The sequence below is a fragment of the Actinomadura sp. WAC 06369 genome (genome assembly GCF_003947565.1).
Classification (GTDB): Bacteria; Actinomycetota; Actinomycetes; order Streptosporangiales; family Streptosporangiaceae; genus Spirillospora; species Spirillospora rifamycini.
On sequence record NZ_QHJN01000102.1, the window covers coordinates 1 to 15,822 of the forward strand.

The 15,822-nt window shown below is 74.5% G+C and carries 18 protein-coding genes and 1 pseudogene; 9 read left to right on the top strand and 10 right to left on the bottom strand.

What is annotated here, in order from left to right; genetic code table 11:
- Nucleotides 1–652 (top strand): annotated as a pseudogene (locus tag DMH08_RS40315) (FAD/NAD(P)-binding protein); the annotation flags it as partial.
- Here DMH08_RS40315 and DMH08_RS25115 read toward each other — a convergent pair.
- The 6 genes from DMH08_RS25115 to DMH08_RS25140 form a co-directional block, all read right to left on the bottom strand.
- The gene (locus DMH08_RS25115) at nucleotides 639–1,061 is read right to left on the bottom strand and encodes a DUF3151 domain-containing protein (RefSeq protein ID WP_026405108.1); all 423 of its coding nucleotides are present in this window, start codon (nucleotides 1,059–1,061) and stop codon (nucleotides 639–641) included. The pseudogene DMH08_RS40315 and the gene DMH08_RS25115 overlap by 14 nt on opposite strands.
- A 25-nt stretch (nucleotides 1,062–1,086) precedes the next feature.
- Nucleotides 1,087–1,611 carry a GNAT family N-acetyltransferase gene (locus DMH08_RS25120; RefSeq protein ID WP_233617791.1) on the bottom strand — a complete coding sequence of 175 codons (525 nt, stop codon included), beginning with the start codon at nucleotides 1,609–1,611 and terminating at the stop codon, nucleotides 1,087–1,089.
- A gap of 83 nt (nucleotides 1,612–1,694) precedes the next feature.
- Nucleotides 1,695–2,477 carry an SDR family oxidoreductase gene (locus tag DMH08_RS25125; protein ID WP_125618167.1) on the bottom strand — a complete coding sequence of 261 codons (783 nt, stop codon included), beginning with the start codon at nucleotides 2,475–2,477 and terminating at the stop codon, nucleotides 1,695–1,697.
- Between the two features lie 120 nt (nucleotides 2,478–2,597).
- Entirely contained in the window at nucleotides 2,598–2,858 is a 261-nt protein-coding gene (locus tag DMH08_RS25130) for a GlsB/YeaQ/YmgE family stress response membrane protein (RefSeq protein WP_026405111.1), read from the bottom strand.
- Nucleotides 2,859–2,981: 123 nt separating this feature from the next.
- Complete coding sequence (locus DMH08_RS25135) at nucleotides 2,982–3,317, bottom strand: YnfA family protein (protein WP_026405114.1); 336 nt, start codon at nucleotides 3,315–3,317, stop codon at nucleotides 2,982–2,984.
- Between the two features lie 56 nt (nucleotides 3,318–3,373).
- Nucleotides 3,374–3,838 carry a GNAT family N-acetyltransferase gene (locus DMH08_RS25140; RefSeq protein WP_026405115.1) on the bottom strand — a complete coding sequence of 155 codons (465 nt, stop codon included), beginning with the start codon at nucleotides 3,836–3,838 and terminating at the stop codon, nucleotides 3,374–3,376.
- A 112-nt stretch (nucleotides 3,839–3,950) separates the two neighbouring features.
- On the opposite strand from DMH08_RS25140, the gene DMH08_RS42460 reads away from it, so the two are divergent.
- The gene (locus DMH08_RS42460; protein ID WP_026405116.1) at nucleotides 3,951–4,652 is read left to right on the top strand and encodes a cellulose binding domain-containing protein; all 702 of its coding nucleotides are present in this window, start codon (nucleotides 3,951–3,953) and stop codon (nucleotides 4,650–4,652) included.
- Nucleotides 4,653–4,695: 43 nt separating this feature from the next.
- Here the strand turns inward: DMH08_RS42460 and DMH08_RS25150 are convergent, their stop codons facing one another.
- A complete protein-coding gene (locus DMH08_RS25150) occupies nucleotides 4,696–5,274 on the bottom strand; it encodes a TetR/AcrR family transcriptional regulator (protein ID WP_125618169.1) in 579 nt (192 codons plus the stop codon).
- A gap of 151 nt (nucleotides 5,275–5,425) precedes the next feature.
- Here DMH08_RS25150 and DMH08_RS25155 point away from each other — a divergent pair, with 151 nt between their 5' ends.
- The 7 genes from DMH08_RS25155 to DMH08_RS25180 all read left to right on the top strand — a co-directional run bounded on the left by DMH08_RS25155 (nucleotide 5,426) and on the right by DMH08_RS25180 (nucleotide 11,511).
- Entirely contained in the window at nucleotides 5,426–6,964 is a 1,539-nt protein-coding gene (locus DMH08_RS25155; RefSeq protein WP_158642391.1) for a carboxylesterase/lipase family protein, read from the top strand.
- Nucleotides 6,965–7,032: 68 nt separating this feature from the next.
- A complete protein-coding gene (locus DMH08_RS41150; protein ID WP_233617792.1) occupies nucleotides 7,033–7,863 on the top strand; it encodes a TetR/AcrR family transcriptional regulator in 831 nt (276 codons plus the stop codon).
- Nucleotides 7,864–7,877: 14 nt separating this feature from the next.
- Nucleotides 7,878–9,422 carry an FAD-dependent monooxygenase gene (locus DMH08_RS25165; protein WP_125618173.1) on the top strand — a complete coding sequence of 515 codons (1,545 nt, stop codon included), beginning with the start codon at nucleotides 7,878–7,880 and terminating at the stop codon, nucleotides 9,420–9,422.
- 209 nt (nucleotides 9,423–9,631) lie between these two features.
- On the top strand, nucleotides 9,632–10,009 hold the full coding sequence (locus DMH08_RS25170) for a hypothetical protein (protein WP_233617793.1): 378 nt from the start codon (nucleotides 9,632–9,634) through the stop codon (nucleotides 10,007–10,009).
- Nucleotides 10,006–10,689 (top strand): hypothetical protein, encoded by a 684-nt coding sequence (locus DMH08_RS41875; RefSeq protein WP_233617794.1) that lies wholly within the window; start codon nucleotides 10,006–10,008, stop codon nucleotides 10,687–10,689. The genes DMH08_RS25170 and DMH08_RS41875 overlap by 4 nt, the downstream gene beginning before the upstream one ends.
- Before the next feature lie 11 nt (nucleotides 10,690–10,700).
- Nucleotides 10,701–11,072, top strand: coding sequence for a roadblock/LC7 domain-containing protein (locus tag DMH08_RS41880; protein WP_034518525.1), 372 nt, complete (start codon nucleotides 10,701–10,703; stop codon nucleotides 11,070–11,072).
- Nucleotides 11,073–11,139: 67 nt separating this feature from the next.
- Entirely contained in the window at nucleotides 11,140–11,511 is a 372-nt protein-coding gene (locus DMH08_RS25180) for a hypothetical protein (protein ID WP_026403224.1), read from the top strand.
- A gap of 15 nt (nucleotides 11,512–11,526) precedes the next feature.
- Here DMH08_RS25180 and clpB read toward each other — a convergent pair whose 3' ends face one another.
- From clpB to dnaJ, 3 genes are read right to left on the bottom strand one after another with little or no spacing between them, the layout of a single operon-like run.
- Nucleotides 11,527–14,124, bottom strand: a complete 2,598-nt coding sequence (gene clpB / locus DMH08_RS25185; RefSeq protein ID WP_125618175.1) for an ATP-dependent chaperone ClpB — start codon at nucleotides 14,122–14,124, stop codon at nucleotides 11,527–11,529.
- Between the two features lie 40 nt (nucleotides 14,125–14,164).
- Nucleotides 14,165–14,611, bottom strand: coding sequence for a heat shock protein transcriptional repressor HspR (locus DMH08_RS25190; RefSeq protein ID WP_125618177.1), 447 nt, complete (start codon nucleotides 14,609–14,611; stop codon nucleotides 14,165–14,167).
- A gap of 2 nt (nucleotides 14,612–14,613) precedes the next feature.
- Entirely contained in the window at nucleotides 14,614–15,789 is a 1,176-nt protein-coding gene (gene dnaJ / locus DMH08_RS25195; protein ID WP_034518523.1) for a molecular chaperone DnaJ, read from the bottom strand.
- Nucleotides 15,790–15,822 lie beyond the last annotated feature (33 nt).

A 15,822-nucleotide genomic window follows, 5' to 3' on the forward strand; every position in this document is an offset into this window, starting at 1 on the left:
GGCCGACGCCGGCGACGCGTGGGAGGACGTCCGGGCGCTGATCGCCCGGTCGATGACGGGGGACCCGGCGGTGACCCTCCGGGAGCAGTTCGCGCTGACGGGCGATCCGCTGCCGGGCCGCCGGATCGTCCGGACGGCCACGCACACGGCGGGGGCGGTCGCCTGGCGGCGGCTCCCCGCGGCGGACCGGGCGCGGCTGCGGGCGCACGCCCGCGCGATCACGGTGCAGGCGTCCCCGATGGTGCCCCGCAACGCCGCCGTCCTGCTCGACCTGCTCGGCGCCGGGACGCTGGAGATCCTGCGGGGGGCCGGGGAGATCACGGCGGCGGGGGGCCGGTTCCGCGTCGGGCACGCGGGCGGCGTCCGCGCCGCGGACGCGGTGGTCAACGCCGTGAACCCGCCCGCGCACGCGGTGCCGGGGGCCGCGGCGCCGCTCGTGTCGTCCCTGCTGGGGCAGGGGGCGGCCCGGCACCCGGACGGCGGTCTCACCGTCGATCCGGGCACCGGGCGGCTCGTCGTCGGCGGCCGCCCCGACCCGCGCGTGCTGGTCGCGGGCGACCTGGCGGGCGACGGCCCGTTCCTGACGACCTCGATACCGGGCCTGGCCGCGCTGGCGGCGCGGGCCGCGGCGGCGCTCGTCAGCCCCCGTTGAGGGCGTCGGCGGCCTCGGCGCTGCTGTCGCGCAGGAACCGCTTGCAGCGCTCGGCCTCGTCGTCCTCGCCGATGGCGGCGGCGGCGCGGCCGAGCGCGTGCAGGGCGCGCAGGAACCCGCGGTTCGGTTCGTGCTCCCACGGGATCGGCCCCTGGCCCTTCCAGCCCGCGCGGCGGAGCTGGTCGAGGCCCCGGTGGTAGCCGGTGCGGGCGAACGCGTACGAGTCGATCACGCTGCCCTTGGCGAAGGCGCGGTCGGCCAGTTCGGCCCAGGCGCCCGGGTGGTCCGGGTGGCGCGCGGCGACCTCGAACGGATCGACGCCGTTCTCCAGGGCCGTGCGGGCCTCGGTGTTGTCCGGAAGTTCGGTCGGAGGCGGGCCGCCGAGCAGGTTCTGGGTCATGCGGCTCATCGTAAATGGCCACTACCTGTGCGTATCAACCCGGGCGCCCGGGGAGCGGGAGTACGTACCGGGCGAGCCCGTCGCGGTATGCCGGGACCGCGTCCGGCCACACGCCGTGCAGCGCCAGCACCGCCTCCCGGTTGCCCGGGAGGACGTCCGCGCCGAACGCGCGGACGCCGCGCCGCCCCGCGAGCTGCGCCAGGTACCGGACCAGGACGGTCGCGACGCCGCGCCGCTGCCACGGGTCGCCCACGAGGACGGCGAGGTCGGCGAGGCCGGGGCGGTCCGCGTCCCGGCAGTACTCGGCGATGCCGATCATCTCGCCGTCCCGGAGGGCGACGAGCGCGTCCCGGTCCCAGTGGTCGAGACCGTTCATGATCGCGACGTAGTGGTCGGGGATGCGGGGCGTGCCGGAGAAGAACCGCGCGTAGAGGCTCCGGGTGGAGAGGCGGTCCGACAAGCCGCGCAGCCGCGCGCCGTCGGCCGTCCCGTACGGACGCACGCGGACGTCGTCCAGGGGGCCGGTGCGCGCCGCGCCGCGCACAGCGAGTTGCGTCATGAAACCTATTGGAGCGCACGCGGGTTTCATGACGCAACCCTCTGGGGGTGCCGATCCGCCGGACGAACGGCCGGCCGCGGCCGTCAGGCGCGGCGGGCGGGGGCCGCGCCGAACTCCTCGGCGAGGAAGTCCTCCCAGGTCCGGGCGCCGAAGTCGGCGCCGTCCAGGGACAGGTTGTCCTCCGCCTTGTACGCGCGGCCGACCTTGCCCGGCACCCGGATCGGCAGCATCAGCCGCCGCTTGCCGCTCGCCCGCAGGTAGTCGCGCTCGAGCCGCGCCATCTCGTACACCTTCGGGCCCGCGAGGTCGGGGACCATGCCCGCGGGCTCCCCGAGCGCCAGCTCGACGAGGCGTTCGGCGACGTCCCGCACGTCCACCGGCTGCCACCGCATGTCGCGCGGCGCGGGCATCACCGGCGACTTCGCCATGCCCCGGACGGCGTTGAGCGCGAAGCCGTGGAACTGCGCCGCGCGCAGCGTCGTCCACGGGACCCCCGACTCGGCGACGATCCGCTCGGCGGCGTACTTCTGCCGGAAGTACCCCAGCGGCACCGCGTCCGCGCCGATCACCGAGATGTACACGAGGTGCCGCACCCCGGCGGCCTTCGCGGCCCGCACCAGGTTCCGCGCCGCGTCGTCGTCGCCCTTGCGGCCGCCCGCCAGGTGGACGACGGTCTCCACGCCCGCGACCGCGCGGTCGACGCCCTCGTCGCGGACCAGGTCGCCGGTGACGAACTCGACGCCGTCCCGCGGTTCCCGCGCGCTGCGGCTCAGCACCCGCACCGGCCGTCCGGCGTCGCGCAGCAGCGGCACGACCCGGCGGCCCAGGGCGCCCGTGCCTCCGGTGACCAGGATGGGTGACGTCATGGCTCCTCCTCCAGTGTGGATTCGCCCGAACGACGGGAGCCCGCCGGGGAATGTGACATCCCGGCGGAAAAAATTTCGGCGGGGCCGCCGGTTCCCCGGCGGCCCCGCCCGAGCGGGCGCCTAGCGCCTCTCCTTCGTTCGCCCGGCGAGCCCTTCGGCGACGCCGATCAGCAGCACGGACGCGATCACCGCGACGACGAACCCGAGCACGTTGAGCTCCCAGATGCTCCCGGTGCCCAGCATGTTGGCGATGGTGCCCCCGATCACGGACCCCACCAGCCCCAGCAGGAGCGTCGCGATGATCCCCATCCGCTGCTTCCCGGGCTTGATCAACCGCGCCAGCGCCCCGATGATCAGTCCCGCGATGATGAAGCCGATCATGGACGGTCGTCCCCTTCCTGCCGCTGCGCGTAGAGCGACGTTCGATCGGCGGTCTGCCCCGACAAACAGCAACAAAACCGACAATGATCGGCGTCACACGCCGTCACGACCGGCGCGGGGAGGTCAGCCGCCGCGCGGGGCGTACATGATCAGGGCCATCCCGGCGAGGCATACGAGCGCCCCGGCGACGTCGAACCGGTCAGGGCGGTAGCCGTCCGCGACGACGCCCCACACGATCGACCCCGCGACGAAGACGCCTCCGTACGCGGCCAGCACCCGCCCGAAGTGCGCGTCCGGCTGCAGCGTCGCGACGAACCCGTACGCCCCCAGCGCGATCACCCCGGCGCCGATCCAGATCCAGCCCCGGTGCTCCCGCACGCCCTGCCACACCAGCCACGCCCCGCCGATCTCCAGCAGTGCGGCGAGGACGAACAGCGCGACGGAACGGGCGATCAGCACGGCGAGGGCTCCAGGAGCGTCGGGCGGCGGGAACGCTCCAGCCTACGGACCGGCCCTCAGGCCCCCGCGAGGGACTTCGTCATGAAGACGCTGTTCGGATCGGGACGGTAGTTCCCGAATGGCTCGCAGTAGTCGAACCCGAACTTCTCGTAAAGCTTTCTCGCGGGCTCGAAGAACGGAGCCGAACCGGTCTCGAGACTCACCCGGAGGAATCCCATCCGCGCCGCCTCGCCGATGATGTGCGTCAGTAGCAACGACGCGACTCCGCTCCGTTTCCGGGCGGGCGCCGTTCGCATCGACTTCAGTTCCGCGTGCTCGCCGTCCAGCCGCGACAGCGCGCCGCACCCCACGATGACCTGGGCGTCCAGCACGGACCAGAAAGTGACGCCCGGGCGGCGCAGAGCGTCGATATCGAGGGCGTGCTTGCTCTCCGGCGGCGTGATCGACCGCATTTCCCGGACGTGCCCCTCCAGGAACTCGGCGATCTCCGGTCCGGTGAGATCGTCCACGACGATGTGCATCTCGCTCCCCCAAAGTGACCAGCCGGGCATCACGGTACCGGGGGGACCCGAGGGACCCGTGCGGAAAGCGGGCATTTCTGGTTGGATCCCGAGTCATGCGGGGAAGATCGTGATGGAGCGCCGGGACGGCCCGGGCCGCGCGCCGGGACGGCACCGCTCGCCGGAGAAGCCGCCCCCGGCCGGACGCGGGCGCCTGCTGACCGCCGCCGTCGTCGCGGTCGTCCTGGCCGGCGGCTCCCTCGTCGGCTGGGCGCTGCTCAACGAGTCCCCGCCCGAGCCGCGCGCCTCCGGGTGCGCGCCCGACTGCGCCGTCGCCGCGCCCCCGGAGCCGTCCGATCCCTCCCGGCGCCCGAGCGCCCCGGGCGAACCGGTCGCCTCGGACGCCGCGCCGTCCCCCACGCCCTCTACGTCGCCCACCCGGACGCCGACCGCGCGGCCCTCCGCGACCCCGGGCGGCGACGACCGCGGGCGCGGCCGGGACGGCCGCGGCGACCGGGACGACGGCCGCCGGGGCTCCCGCCATGGCCTGCGCGCCGACTACAGCACCCGGGGCGACTGGCGGACGAACTTCATCGGCGCCGTCACCGTCACCAACCTCGGCGGACGTCCCGTGGACGCGGGCGACCTGGTGTTCGGCTACGGCCGCGGCGTGCGGATCACGTCCGCGTGGGGCGCGCCGAGCGAGTGGTCCGGCGGGAGCGTCGTCGCGCGCCTGGGCGTCCTCCCGCCCGGCGGCCGCGCCACGGTGACGTTCCAGGCCGCGGGCGACGCGTCCTCCCCCGACCACTGCACCCTGGCGGGCCGCCGCTGCTGACGTCCCGCCCGCCCGGCCTCGCGGCGGCGCCCTGACCCGGCGGTCACTCCGGGTCGGCGAGCCGGGCGAGGGCCCGCAGGCCGTCGAGCACCTCCGCCGCCGTGGGGGCGTTCTCGGGATCGCCGAGCACCTGGATCATCACGCCGGACATCAGCGCCGTCTGCAGCATCCCGAGGGTCCGGGCGGCGCCGTCGGACACCTCCTCCTCGGGGACGCTCTGCAGGATCGCGGCCATGCCGCGCCGGCCCTCGCCGAGGCCGTCCGCCAGGCGGGTCCGCAGCGCGGGCTGGCGCTGCGCCTGGAGGAACAGCTCGACGCTCGCCAGCCACAGGTCGGGGTGGGCGGTGAACTGCTCGATGAGCCCCTCCCACATGCGCGCGAAGCCGTGCGCCGCGTCGTCCCCGGGCTCGGGGGCCAGCGCGCGGCCGAGGCTGTCGCCCCACTCGTCCAGGATCGCGAAGAGCGCCTGGGTCAGCAGCGCCTCGCGGGAGCCGTAGTGGTAGCCGATCGCCGCCGTGCTGACGCCGGCGGCGGTGGCGATGTCGCGGACGCTGGTCCGGTCGTAGCCCTTCTCGCGCAGGCACCGCATCGCGCCCGCCAGCAGGTCCTCGCGGTTTCCCATGGCGCGGGAGCCTAGCACCGGTTTGCTCGATCGTTTCGCGCACCCGTTTCGCGCGATCGTTTTGCGCAGACGTCTTGCGCGATCGTCTTGCGCGATCGTGCAAAAGTCGTCTACGGTCCTCGCATCGGCTCGATCGACAGGAGACGGACGGATGAAACGACTCTCGGCGGCGGCGCTCGGCGCCGCGCTCATCGCAACGCCGGCGCTGCTCGCGCCGGGCGCGACCGCCCGCGCGGACACCGACCGGTCGGTCGTGGTGACCTCCCAGGGCGCCGTGCGCGGCACCGTCGGGGAGAAGGCGCGGTCGTTCCAGGGCATCCCCTACGCCACCGCCGAGCGCTTCGCCGCACCGCGCCCCGCCGCCGGCTGGACGGGCGTCCGGGACGCCACCGAGCCCGGCGCGCCGTGCGCGCAGCCGACCGGCTACCCGATCGGCGAGTACAGCACCGCCGAGGACTGCCTGAGCGTCAACGTGACGACGCCGTCCGCCGCGAAGGGGAAACTCCCGGTCATCGTGTGGGTGCACGGCGGGAGCCTGATGTACGGCATGGGCGACCTGTACGGCGCCGAGCGGCTCGCGGCGGGCGGCGCCGTGGTGGTGTCGATGAACTACCGGCTGGGCGCCGCGGCCTTCCTCACCCACCCGTCGATCCCCGAGTCGGGCGGGCTCGCGCTAGACGACCAGCGCGCCGCGCTGCGCTGGGTGCGCGGGAACATCGCGGCGTTCGGCGGCGACCCCCGCAACGTGACGCTGATGGGGCAGTCCGGGGGCGGCTTCGCGGTCTGCGGCCACCTCGCGTCCCCGGCGTCCGCGGGGCTGTTCCACAAGGCGATCGTGCAGAGCGCGCCCTGCGGCGTCCCGGGCAACGCGTCCCGGACGCGGGCGGAGGCCCTCGCCGAGAGCGAGCCGGTGGTCGAGAAGCTGATGGAGGAGTGCCCGGACGGCGTCGGCGCGGCGCGCTGCCTGCGCGAGACGCCCATGGAGTCGCTGCTGAAGGCGTACGGGGAGGGGGAGCCGCGTCCCGTCAGCGGCACGCCGCAGCTCCCGCTGCCGGTGGACGAGGCGTTCCGGACGGGCCGGTTCAACCGGGTGCCGGTGCTGATCGGCGTCAACAGCGACGAGGAGAACGGGCGGGTGCTCGGCGAGGAGCTCGCCACCGGTGAGCCGATGGCGGACGACGCGTACGAGAAGGCGATCCGGGACGGCTACGGGCGCCGGGCCGCCGCCGTCCTGCGCCGCTACCCGCTGGGCGCCGGGCGGTCGCTGGCGCGGGTGAAGACCGACGAGGTCTGGGCGGCGCCGACCCTCGACACCGCCCGGACGCTGGCGCGGCGGACGCCCGTCCGGATGTACGAGTTCGCCGAGCAGGACACGCCCTGGTACGCGGGCTACCCGGCGCCGAGCTTCCCGGCCGCCGCGCAGCACATGGCCGAACTGGCCTACATCTTCGACCTGGACCTGTTCGAGGACCTCACCGCGGAGCAGGCCGCGCTCGGCGACCGGCTGATCGGCGCGTGGACGCGCTTCGCCGCGACCGGCGACCCGAACGGCGGCGGCGAGGCGGCGTGGCCGCGGCTGCGCGACGACCGGGGCCGGGCGGGCCGGTACGTCCAGTCGCTGACGTCCGGCGCCTGGGAGCGGGCGGACTTCGAGCGCGACCACGAGTACCGCTTCTGGAGTCGCGGCTGACCGCGCCTCGAAAACTTGCCGATCCGGAATGATTGCCGGATCGGCAAGTTTCGTCTAGGGTCCCCCGCATGGCTGTGGACGGCGGAGGGCCCCGCGAGGCGGGTCTGCGGGAGCGCAAGAAGCGGGAGACGCGGGACGCGCTGAGCGCGGCGGCGATCGGGCTGATCGTCGAGCGCGGGTGGAGCGCGGTGACGATCGAGGACATCGCGGCGGCGGCGAACGTGTCCGTCCGCACGTTCCGCAACTACTTCTCGGGCAAGGCCGAGGCGGTCGCCGCCCGGCACGTCGACCGCATGCGCCGCATAGCGGACGGCCTGCGCGCGCGCCCGGCAGACGAACCCCTGTGGGACGCCATAAGCGCAGCCGTCCAAGAACAGTTCGCCCCCACCGCAGACGCCCCGGATGTCCCGGGCGCCCCAGGCGCCCCGGGCGGTGCGGGCGTGCCGGACGGTGCGGGCGGTGCGGGCGTCCCGGGCGGCGTCGGCGGCGCGGGCGTGCCGGGTGGTGCGGGCGTGCCGGGCGGCCCGGACGCCCCGGATGTTCCGGGCGGTGTCCCCAGCGCAGACGTCCCGCACGGCCCGGGCGGCGCGGACGGGCCCTACGGCGCGGGTGTGCGGCGGCGGGTGGACGGGGTTCGGTTGATGCTCACCGAACCGGCGCTGGCGGGGGAGTTGGCGAAGGCGCACGCGGCGGTCGAGGCGGAGCTGGCCGCCGCCATCGCCGCGCGCACGGGCACCGATCCCGGCCGCGACCTCTACCCGGGGCTCGCGGCGGCGGTGCTCGGCGCCGCGGTCGGCGCGGCCGTCGCGCACTCCCTGCGCGGCGAGCGGCCGGCCCCGCCCGGCCCGGTCCTGCGGGACGCCCTCGAACGGCTCGCGGCCGGCCTGCCCACCCCCTGACGGAAGGGACCCACATGGACACGGACACAAGAACGGACGCCGACGTCGTCATCGTCGGAGCCGGGCCCAACGGCCTCATGCTGGCCTGCGAGCTGGGGCTCGCCGGGCTCCGGCCGGTCGTCCTCGAACGGGCGCCCGGACCGGACGGCGAGCCGAAGGCGAACGGCCTCGTCGGGCAGGTCGTGCGGATGGTCGACCGGCGCGGCCTCTACGAGCGGCTCGCCGGGAAGGCGCGGCCGGAGCCCGCGCCGTTCTACATGTTCGCCACGCTGCCGCTGAACCTCGGCGTCCTGGACGAGAGCCCCGTTCACACGCTGCCGGTGCCGCAGCCGCGCCTCGTCCGGGTCCTGGCCGAGCGGGCGGCCGAGCTGGGCGCGGACGTCCGGTACGGGCACCGGCTCGCGGGGCTGGAGCAGGGCGGCGGCGCCGTGGTCGCCGACGTGGCGGGCCCGGACGGGGCGTACCGGCTCGCCGCCCGGTACCTGGTGGGCGCGGACGGCGGGCACAGCACCACCCGCAAGCTGTGCGGCATCGGCTTCCCCGGGATCAGCCAGGACCGCATCACCCGCAGGTGGGGCGAGGTCACCGTGCCGGACGCGTGGATCGACGCGGCGACGGGCGGGCTCGACGTCCCCGGCCACGGGCTCGTCCGGCCGTTCCTCGGGGAGCGCACCGAGCACGGCGGGTTCTCGTTCGCGCCGCTCCCGGGACGGCCGCCGACGGTCGCCACGATGGAGTGGGACCGGCCGGGCGACGGGCCGATGACGCTGGACGAGCTGCGCGGCAGCGTCCGCCGGGTGCTCGGCGCGGACGTGCCGATCGGCCCGCCGGACGGCGCGGGGCCGCACGCGCTGCGGCGGATCACGGGCGGCAGCAACCGGCGGGCGGAGCGGTTCCGGGACGGGCGGGTGTTCCTGCTCGGCGACGCGGCCCACGTGGACCCGGCCGGCGGGCAGGGCCTCAACCTCGGCATGCAGGACGCGCTCAACCTGGGGTGGAAGCTCGCGGCGGACGTCCGCGGCGACGCGCCCGCGGGCCTGCTCGACACCTACGACGCGGAGCGGCGGCCCGCCGCGCGGCGCGTCGACCTGTACGCGCGGGCCACCGGGGCGCTGCTGGCGCCGGGCGGCGACGTCACGGGCCTGCGCGAGCTGTTCGGGGAGCTGCTCGCCGACCCGGGCGCGGTCCGGCGGGTGGCCGACCTGATCGCGGGGACGGACGTCCGGTACGACATGGGCCTGCGCGACCCGCACCCGCTCGCCGGGTTCTGCGCCCCCGACATGGACCTCGGCGGGACCCGGCTCGCCGAGCTGGCCCGCAGCGGGCGCCCGCTGCTCATCGACCGCACCGAGGACGGCGCCCCGTCCCGGACGCTGGCGGGGCTGCGCGACCGGGTGGACGCCGTCCGCGCCGAGCCGGGCGCGGACGCGGGCGGCGCCGCGGCGGTCCTGGTCCGTCCCGACTCCTACGTCGCGTGGGCGTCGTCGTCCCCGTGCCCGGACGCGGCGGAACTGGACGAGCTCGCCGCGGCCGCCCGCCGCTGGTTCGGCCCCCGCTAAGGACGGCCGCCGCCACGATTCGGCCAGGTTTTCGGTCCATGTCAAAGGAGCCGAATCTGCGGTCAAAGGGCCTGAGCGGTTTCGATACTGGGTGGTATTTATGCCCCGCTTCACGACCTTGATCGCTATTTGAGATTTTGCGCCTGTCGTGCGGCGACTTGTGGGTAAGGTGCAGTCTCCTGCAACTCTCATTCGTGGGGGAATGGGCCTTGCGCATCGATGACTGCCTTGCGCGCATGATGGCGATTCCCGGGGCGCAGCGGGTGACTCTGGTGGACTGCGCGAGCGGGCTGGCCGTGGCCTCGGCCGGCCGGGACGACGGCGTCGACCAGCACGAGGACGCCGCCGGGGCGACCGACGCGGTCCGTTCGGTGCTCGGCTCCGCGGCGCTCAGCGCCACCCCGGACGGCGACGACGTCGAGGAGATCATCGTGTGCGGGGCCGCCGGATATCACCTCCTGGTCCTCACCGGCCCCGATCTGGACGGGCACCTGTTCGTCCATTTGGTGGTCGACCGCGAAAAGGGGAATCTGGCCCTGGCGCGTCTCCGGATGCAGGGGCTCGTGCGGGAAATGGCGGTCCGGTGACGGCGCCGCACGGGGCGGGCGAGGTGCTGCGCGTCCTGCACGGACTGGAACGCGACGGGCGCAGCGGCGTCCTGCGCGTCGGCGACGTCGGATCGTTCGAGGTGGCCGGCGGCGCGGTCGTCCACGCCGAATGCCGGTACACGGCGGGGGAGTGGGCGGAGCCGATCGCGCTGTTCGACGCGGCGTGCTTCCTGCTCGGGGCGGAGGGCGCGCCGCGGTTCGCGGAAGGGCCGGTATCGAGGGGCGCGGCCCGCCCGGTGACCGCGGCGACGCTCGCCTGCGAGCTGCGGCGGCGCCGCGACCTGCTGGACGCCGCGTGGCCCTCGGCGGACGTGGACGCGGCACCGGTCGTCCCGGTGCGGCGGGTGCGCCGCCAGCGGGTGTTCCTGACCGGGCTCCAGGCGGAGATCCTGCTCAACGCGGACGGCCGCCGCACCCCCGCGGAACTCGCCCGCGACCTCGGACGGACGGTGTTCGGCTGCCTGCTGTCCGTGCGGGGGCTCGCGGCGGCGTCGCTGGTGCGGGCCGTCCGGCCCGGCGCGTCCGCCGAGCCCGCCGGGCCCGCCGGGCGGCGCGAGCCGTCCCGCGACCTGTTCGACTGCGGGACGCCCCGGGACGGCTGGGCGCCCGCCGACCACCAACTGCTGGAGCGGCTCCGCGCCGCGCTGGTCGAACTGTGACGGGAGCCGGAGTGCTGGAAGCGGAGGTGCAGGCCGAACTGCTCGGCCTGCGGAAGGTCCCGGGGCTCACCGGGAGCCTCGTCGCGTCCGTGGACGGCCTGCTGATCGCGCACGACCTGCCGCCGTCGATCGAGCCGGCGTCCATGGCGGCGGTGACCGCGTCGCAGCTCGGACTGGCGACCCGGGTCGTGGAGACGGCGCACGGCGGCGGCTTCCAGGAGGTCGTCGTGCGCGGCGCCGGCTACGTGGTGACGTACGCGGCCGGGCCGGCCGCGTCGCTGACGGTGCTCGCGGAAGGGGACGTGAATGTCGGCCGGCTCCATCTGGAGGCGCGTCCGGTGGCGCGCGCCGTCGCGGCCCTCCTCGCCGCCTCGAAGAGATGAACCGGACCCCAACGGAACAGACCCCAGAGAACCCGAACGCAGAGAACCCGAATGGAAGGGGAGGCACATGCCGAATCTGGACCTGGCCCTCAAGGAGATGATGGCGATCGACGGCGCGGTCGGCGCCGCGGTGGTCGACTACGGCAGCGGGATGGCGCTCGGCCACCTCGGCAGCTCCAACGCGTTCGACCTGACGGTCGCCGCCGCGGGCAACACCGAGGTGGTGCGGGCGAAGCTGCGGACGATGGAGCAGCTCGGCATCCAGGAGGAGATCGAGGACATCCTCATCAGCATCTCCACGCAGTACCACATCATCCGGCCGGTGACGGGCCGCAAGGGCAAGGGCCTGTTCATGTACATGGTCCTCGACCGGAGCCGGGCCAACCTGGCGCTGGCCCGGCACCGGCTCAAGGACATCGAGCAGAACCTCGAGATCTGACCCCGCGGGGCCGCGCTACTTCGTGAGCGTCAGCCCCCGCGCGGGTTCCACGGTGAGCCGGTCGGCGGCCTCGTCGAGGTCGACCACGACCTCGTCGCCGTCCCGGACGTCGCCGGCCAGCAGCTCGCGGGCGAGCTGGTCGCCGATCGCCGTCTGCACGAGGCGGCGCAGCGGCCGCGCCCCGTACAGCGGGTCGTAGCCGGTCAGCGCGAGCCACTCGCGGGCCGCGTCGGTCACCCGCAGCCTGAGCCGCCGCTCGGCGAGCCGCGCGGCGAGCCGGTCGACCTGGAGGTCGACGATCCGGGTCAGCTCGGCCGTCGAGAGGGCGTCGAACAGGATGACGTCGTCGAGCCGGTTCAGGAACTCGGGCTTGAACGAGTTCCGGACGGCGTTCCAGACGGCCTCGCGCTTCGCGCCGTTCTCGAGCGTCGGGTCGACGAGGAACTGCGAGCCGATGTTCGAGGTCAGGATCAGGATCGTGTTGCGGAAGTCGACCGTGCGGCCCTGCCCGTCCGTCAGCCGCCCGTCGTCCAGCACCTGCAGGAGGACGTCGAACACCTCCGGGTGGGCCTTCTCGACCTCGTCCAGCAGGACGGCCGAGTAGGGGCGGCGGCGGACGGCCTCGGTGAGCTGCCCGCCCTCCTCGTACCCGACGTATCCGGGCGGGGCGCCGACGAGCCGGGCGACGCTGTGCTTCTCGCCGTACTCGCTCATGTCGATGCGGGTGATGGCGCGCTCGTCGTCGAACAGGAACTCCGCGAGCGCCTTCGCCAGCTCGGTCTTGCCGACGCCGGTCGGGCCGAGGAACAGGAACGAGCCGGTCGGCCGGTCGGGGTCGCTGATGCCCGCGCGGGCGCGCCGCACCGCGTCCGACACGGTCCGGACGGCCGCGGCCTGCCCGATCAGCCGGCGGCCCAGCTCGTCCTCCATGCGGAGCAGCTTGGCGGTCTCGCCCTCCAGGAGGCGGCCGGCGGGGATGCCGGTCCAGGACGCGACGACGTCGGCGACGTCGTCCGGCCCGACCTCCTCCTTGACCATCGCGTTCGTGTCGTCGGCGGCCTCGGACGCCTCCTCCAGCTGCTTCTCCAGCGCGGGGATCTCGCCGTAGGTGAGCCGGGAGGACGTCTCCAGGTCGCCGTCGCGCTGCGCCCGCTCGGCCTCGCCGCGGAGCTGGTCGATGCGCTCCTTGATCTCGCCGACCCGGTTCAACCCGGCCTTCTCCCGCTCCCAGCGGGCGTTCAGGCCGGACAGCTGCTCCTGCTTGTCGGCGAGGTCCTTGCGGAGCCGCTCGAGCCGCTGCCGGGACGCCTCGTCGGTCTCCTTCGACAGGTTCAGCTCCTCCATCCGCAGCCGGTCGACGGCGCGCTGCAGCTCGTCGATCTCGACGGGACGGGAGTCGATCTCCATGCGGAGCCGGGACGCGGCCTCGTCCACGAGGTCGATCGCCTTGTCGGGCAGGAACCGGGAGGTGATGTACCGGTCGGACAGCGTCGCCGCCGACACCAGCGCCGAGTCGTTGATCTGCACCTTGTGGTGCGCCTCGTACCGGCCCTTCAGCCCGCGCAGGATCGCGATGCTGTCCTCGACGGACGGCTCCCCGACGAGCACCTGCTGGAAGCGGCGTTCGAGGGCCGGGTCCTTCTCGATGCGCTCGCGGTACTCGTCCAGCGTCGTCGCGCCGATCATGCGGAGCTCGCCGCGCGCCAGCATCGGCTTCAGCATGTTCCCGGCGTCCATCGCGCCCTCGGCGGCGCCCGCCCCGACGACGGTGTGCAGCTCGTCGATGAACGTGACGATCTGCCCTTCGCTCTCCTTGATCTCGGTCAGCACGGACTTCAGCCGCTCCTCGAACTCGCCGCGGTACTTCGCGCCCGCGACCATCGCGCCGAGGTCCAGGGAGACGAGGGTCTTGCCGCGCAGCGACTCGGGGACGTCCCCGGCGACGATCCGCTGCGCGAGGCCCTCGACGACGGCGGTCTTGCCGACGCCCGGCTCGCCGATCAGCACCGGGTTGTTCTTCGTGCGCCGCGACAGGACCTGGACGACCCGGCGGATCTCCGCGTCGCGCCCGATCACCGGGTCGAGGCGCCCGTCCCGGGCGGCGGCGGTCAGGTCGACGCCGTACTTCTCCAGCGACTGGTAGGTGCCCTCGGGGTTCTCGCTGGTGACGCGGGCGTGCCCGCGCACCTTCCCGAACGCGTCGAGCAGCGCGTCCGGCGTCGCGCCCGCCTCCTTCAGCAGCCCGGCGGCGGGGCCGCCGTCCGCGGCGAGCCCCACGAGGAGGTGCTCGGTCGACACGTACTCGTCTTCGAGCTGCCGTGCGCGCGCGCCCGCCGTGGTGATGGCGCGGTGCAGCTGCGCGGACAGCCGCGGCGCCGAGACGGTCGAACCGGCCGCCTTCGGCTGCGCGGCGAGCTGCTCCTCCGCGCGCCGCCGGATCGCCTGCCAGTCGGCCCCGACGGCCTCGAGCAGCGGCACCGCCGTGCCGTCCTGCAGCGAGATCAGCGCCACCAGCAGGTGCTGCGGCTGCACCTCGGGGTTCCCTTCGGCGGCCGCCCGGCGGATCGCGACCGACACGGCCTCCCGGCTCTTCTGCGTCAGCTTGTCTTCCATGATCCGCTCCCCCTGCGTCCTCAGAGCCCTGCCCGGCGGCCTAGTCGCGCTCGGGCCGCTGCTGCCAGACCACGACGCTGGTGCGCCGGATCGGCACCAGGTCGGACCCGGGCGCGCCCGGGTCGCCGTGCCGCCGCTGCTGCGCCAGCCGCGCCGCGACCGCCCGGGTCGATTCGAGTTCGTTCGCCAGCTCGTCCAGGGCGGCGTGCGCCTTGGCGAGCTCCTCGCGGAGCCGCGCGTTGTCGCGCTGCAGCCCCAGGATGTGCTTGATGCCCGACAGGTTGATGCCCTCCTCCTGGGAGAGCCGCTGGATCTCGCGGAGCAGCACGATGTCGCGCATCGAGTAGCGGCGGCCCCGGCCCGCCGTCCGGCCCGGGGACACCAGCCCCATCCGGTCGTACGTCCGCAGCGTCTGCGGATGCAGCCCGGAGAGCTGCGCCGCCACGGAGATCACGTAGACCGGGGTGTCGTCACCGAACGGGTCCATGATCACTCCTGTCTGGCCTGCTTGATCAGGTCGGCGCGCAGCTCGTCGCCGCCGCCCGCGTCCCGCAGCCTGGTCAGAGCCTCCCGCGTCTGGTCGTCCAGCTTCGCCGGCACCTGCACGTCGACGGTGACGAGCAGGTCGCCCTTGGTGCCGTCCCGCCGGGTCGCGCCGCGGCCCCGGACGCGGAACGTGCGCCCGTTCGGGGTGCCCTCGGGCAGCCGCAGCGTCACCGGCTGCCCCTGGAACGTCGGGACCCGGATCTCGCCGCCGAGCGCCGCCTCCGGGAACGTCACCGGCACCGACAGCGTCAGGTTGTCGCCGCTGCGGCCGAACACCGCGTGCGGCTTCACCTTGATGTTCACGTACAGGTCGCCGTTCGGGCCGCCGTTCTCGCCCGGCGCGCCCTTGCCCTTCAGCCGGATCTTCTGCCCGTCGGCGACGCCCGCGGGGACGCGCGCCTGGATCGTCCGGGTGCCGGTGGCGCGCCCGCTGCCGTGGCAGGTCGGGCAGGGGTCGTCGACGACGAGGCCGCGGCCCCGGCACTCCTTGCACGGCTCCTGGAACCCGAAGTTGCCGAGGTTGCGGGTCTCGTGGCCGGTGCCCTCGCAGCTCGGGCACACCCGCGGGACGGTCCCCGCCTTCGCGCCCGTGCCGCGGCAGCTCCCGCACGCCGCCTCGCTCGTCAGCTTGATCGGGACGGTCACGCCGTTCATCGCGCGGCCGAACGTCAGCGTCACGTCCGTCTCGACGTCGGCGCCGCGCCGGGCCCGCCGCGTCCCGGTGGTGCGGGTGCCCGCGCCGCCGCCGCGGTTGAACAGCCCGCCGAACAGGTCGCCGATGCGCTCCCCGGCGCCGCCGGTCTGCGTCCCGGTGCCTCCGGTCTGCCCGAAGATGTCGCCGAAGTCGAACGGGAACCCGCCGCCCTGCTGCCCGCGGAAACCGCCCGGCATGGACCGCACGGAGTCGTACTCCTTGCGGCGCTTCTCGTCGGAGAGGACGTCGTAGGCTTCGGAGACCTCCTTGAAGCGGTCCTCGGCGTCGGCGTCCCCCCGGTTCGCGTCCGGGTGGTACTTGCGGGCCAGCTTCCGGTAGGACTTCTTGATCTCCTCCTGCGACGCGGTCTTCGAGACACCGAGGACCTTGTAGTAGTCCTTCTCCAGGTAGTCCTTGGTGCTCACGGCGCCCCGCTCTCTGCTATGCCCACTTGCCTA